Origin of the sequence: Jatrophihabitans sp., assembly GCF_036389215.1 — a bacterium.
Classification (GTDB): domain Bacteria; phylum Actinomycetota; class Actinomycetes; order Mycobacteriales; family Jatrophihabitantaceae; genus Jatrophihabitans_A.
In genome coordinates this window covers 1-3488 of the sequence record NZ_DASVQG010000048.1, presented here as the reverse complement: position 1 = coordinate 3488, position 3488 = coordinate 1, and the positions used below count along the sequence as shown (strand labels likewise).

4 protein-coding genes are annotated in these 3488 nt (G+C 72.9%); all 4 read right to left on the bottom strand.

Going from position 1 to position 3488, the window contains the following annotated elements:
- Positions 1-295 precede the first annotated feature (295 nt).
- Positions 296-1138, bottom strand: a complete 843-nt coding sequence (gene trpC / locus VF542_RS02160; RefSeq protein ID WP_408650064.1) for an indole-3-glycerol phosphate synthase TrpC — start codon at positions 1136-1138, stop codon at positions 296-298.
- 47 nt (positions 1139-1185) lie between these two features.
- Positions 1186-1812, bottom strand: coding sequence for a Trp biosynthesis-associated membrane protein (locus VF542_RS02155; RefSeq protein ID WP_408650063.1), 627 nt, complete (start codon positions 1810-1812; stop codon positions 1186-1188).
- Positions 1809-3299, bottom strand: a complete 1491-nt coding sequence (locus tag VF542_RS02150) for an anthranilate synthase component I (RefSeq protein WP_408650062.1) — start codon at positions 3297-3299, stop codon at positions 1809-1811. Before VF542_RS02150 ends, VF542_RS02155 begins: the two co-directional genes overlap by 4 nt.
- Positions 3296-3488, bottom strand: a 193-nt coding sequence (locus VF542_RS02145) for a phosphoribosyl-AMP cyclohydrolase (RefSeq protein ID WP_408650061.1), incomplete at its 5' end; no start/stop codon positions are given. The genes VF542_RS02150 and VF542_RS02145, both read right to left, overlap by 4 nt.

Genomic DNA, 3488 nt, shown 5'->3' with positions numbered 1-3488 from the left:
CCGGCCGGCTGCTCGACAGCCGGGCTGCGCCCGATCGTGGGCCGTAGGGCAGGCCGCCACGCCGAGCGGCGCGCTGCCACGCGGCCAACGATCGCGGCCAGGCTGCTGCTCGACGGCCTGGCTGCGCCCGATCGTTGGCCGCAGGGCAGGCCGACACGCCGAGCGGCGCGCTGCCACGCGGCCAACGATCGCGGCCAGGCGGTGGCCGGCCAGGCGGCGGGCGGGCAGGTGGCGGCCAGGCGGTGGCCGCGCGGGCGGCGGCCGGGCAGCGGTCAGGCGAGCAGGACCGAACTTGCTAGCGGGACGTCCGGGGGGTGGCCGGGTGGGCGCCGGCGGTCACCAGGTCGGCCACCGCCTGCCGCGGGTTGCCCGACGTCACCAGGCCCTCGCCGACCAGCACCGCGTCGGCGCCGGCCCCGGCGTAGTTGATCAGGTCCCGGGCATCCCGGACGCCGGACTCCGCGACCTTGACGATGTCGCTGGGCAGTCCCGGGGCGATCCGCTCGAAGACCGACCGGTCGACGTCCAGGGTCTTCAGGCTGCGGGCGTTGACGCCGATCACCCGGGCGCCGGCATCCAGCGCTCGGGAGGCCTCGTCCTCGTCATGCACCTCGACCAGCGCCGTCATCCCGAGCGACTCGATCCGCTCGCGCAGTCCGATCAGGACGTTCTGCTCCAGCGCGGCGACGATCAGCAGCACCAGGTCGGCGCCGTGTGCCCGCGCCTCGTGCACCTGGTAGGAGCTGATCACGAAGTCCTTGCGCAGCACCGGGATGGAGACCGCCGCCCGGACCTGGTCCAGGTCGTCGAGGGAGCCACCGAAGCGGCGCTCCTCGGTCAGCACGCTGATCGCCCGGGCGCCGCCGGCCTGGTACTGCTTGGCAAGCTCGGCCGGCGAGGCGATGTCGGCCAGCGCGCCCCGCGACGGGCTGCGCCGCTTGACCTCGGCGATCACCGCGACTCCGGGCGCGCGCAGCGCGAGGTAGCCGTTCAGCGGACCCGGGGCTGCCTTCGCGGCGGCCCGGATCTCGTCCATCCCGACCTTCTCCTGGCGGGCGGCGACATCGAGCCGGACACCGCCGAGGATGTCCTCCAGGACGTTCACAGGTGCCTCCTCGTCTCGTGCCGCGCAGCGCATGCACCACGCTGATTCGCCATCACTGACCTGGCCCTCTCATCCCGATGTTAGCGATCGGCCACCGTCGGATCTTCACCGCGGTCCAGTCGGCGCCACGGATCACCGGATTCGGCGACCGCCGCGGGAGCCGCGTAGCGGGCCGACATGCCCACCCTCCAACGGCCGGCCCGGGCCACCACGACCAGCCCGCACAGCACCAGCAGCACGGCCGCCGACAACGTCAGCGCCGCCCACACCGGATGCCGCTGCAGCTCGGTCAGCCCGGAACTCTGGGCCAGCCGGTCGCCCAGCAACTCCGCCAGCCTGGCAGCGCCGGGAGTGGCCAGCCCGCTCACGGCGTACCCGCAGGACCAGCCGCCGGCCACCACCAGAAGCCCGCCCAGCAGCCGTCGGACGACGCCGCCGGTGACCAGCACCAGCACCACGCCCAGCAACGCCACCACGGCGAGCCCCGTCAGGGCCGGGTACTCCGCGCGGCCGGTCAACTCCACCCGCAGCGGCCCGAACGGCGGCCGGCGCGCCACCGTGACCTCGAGCCACGACCGGCTGGTGGTGAACAGGATCGCCAGGCTCGCCAGCGCGGCCGGCCCCAGGACGCCGGCCATCTCACGCCGCTGTGCGGCCCGGGCCGGACCTGAAGCCGAACCCTGCCCCACCAGCGCCTGAGGCGTCATAACTTCAGTGTCTCCGCGGTGGCGATGGCCTGCAGTACGGCTCTTGCCTTGTTACGGGTCTCGGCCTCCTCGTTGGCGGGAATCGAGTCGGCCACCACACCGGCCCCGGCCTGGACGTAGGCGGTGCCGCCGACCATCACCGCGGTCCGGATCGCGATCGCGAGGTCCATGTCACCGGCGGAGTCGAAGTAGCCGACCGCGCCGGCATAGATGCCCCGCCGGACCGGCTCGATCTCCTCCAGCAGCTGCATCGCCCGCACCTTGGGCGCCCCGGAGACGGTGCCGTGCGGAAAGACGGCGGTGAAGACGTCGAAGGCGTCCTTGTCGGCGGCGACCGTGCCGCTCACCGTGGACACGATGTGCCAGACGTGGCTGTAGCGCTCGACCACCCCGAACTCCACCACCTGCACCGAGCCCGGCTGGCAGATCCGGCCCAGGTCGTTGCGGGCCAGGTCCACCAGCATCACGTGCTCCGCGCGCTCCTTCGGATCGGCCAGCAGTTCGGCCACCAGGGCGGAATCGGCCGCCGCGTCGGCGCCCCGTGGCCGGGTGCCGGCGATCGGATGGATGGTGGCGCGGTCCTCCGACACCGTGACCAGCGCCTCGGGGCTGGAGCCGACGATGTCGAAGTCCTCGAAGTGCAGGTAGTACAGGTAGGGCGACGGGTTCAGGGTGCGCAGGGCGCGGTAGACGTCGAAGGCGTCGGCGTCGGTCTCGGCGACGAACCGCTGGCCGGGCAGGATCTGGAAGACCTCACCGGCCCGGATGGCCTCCAGGCACTGCTCCACCGCGGCCTCGAAGTCTCCCGGCGCGGTGCGGGACCGGGCCGGCTTCGGCGGCACCGTCACCATCGGCACCACCGTCGACTCGGTGGGCGCGGCGAGGTCGTGGGCCATCGCGTCCAGCCGGCGCTGGGCGTCGGCGTAGGCGGCGTCGAGCTCGTCATCGGTCATGACGGGGTGCAGCACGGCGTTGGCGATCAGCGTGACGGTGCAGCTGTGGTGATCCACCGCCGCCAGGTCGGTCACCAGCAGCATCACCAGCTCCGGCAGTCCCAGCTCGTCCGGCGCGATCTCGGGCAGCGTCTCGATCCGGCGGACCACGTCGTAGCCGAGATAGCCCACGAAACCACCCGTCAGCGGCGGCAGCCCGGGCAGCCGGGGACCCCGGACGGCGCGCCAGGCATCGGCGAGCTGCTCCAGCGGGTCGCCTCCGGACGGCAGGCCCACCGGAACCTCGCCGGTCCACCGGCCCTCGGCGCCGTCGGCGCTCAGGGTTGCTATCGCGTTCACGCCCACGAAGGACCAACGAGAGAAGGAGGCTCCAGGCTCCGCTGATTCGAGCAGGAATGTGCCCGGACGGCCGCCGCTGAGCTTGCGGTACACCCCGACCGGGGTCTCGGCGTCAGCGAACAGGGTGCGGGTCAGCGGCACCAGCCGATGCGTCTTGGCCAGTTCTGGCAGCTGGGCCCGTTCGATCCCGGTCACCGGATGCCTCCTTGGATCACGGCCAGCGCAGGCCCGGCATCGAAGCAGCTGCGCTCCCCGGTGTGGCAGGCCGGGCCGACCTGGTCGACCCGCACCAGCAGGGCGTCGCCGTCGCAGTCCAGCGAGATCGACCGGACGTACTGAACATTGCCGGACGTGTCGCCCTTGCGCCAATACTGCTCGCGCGAG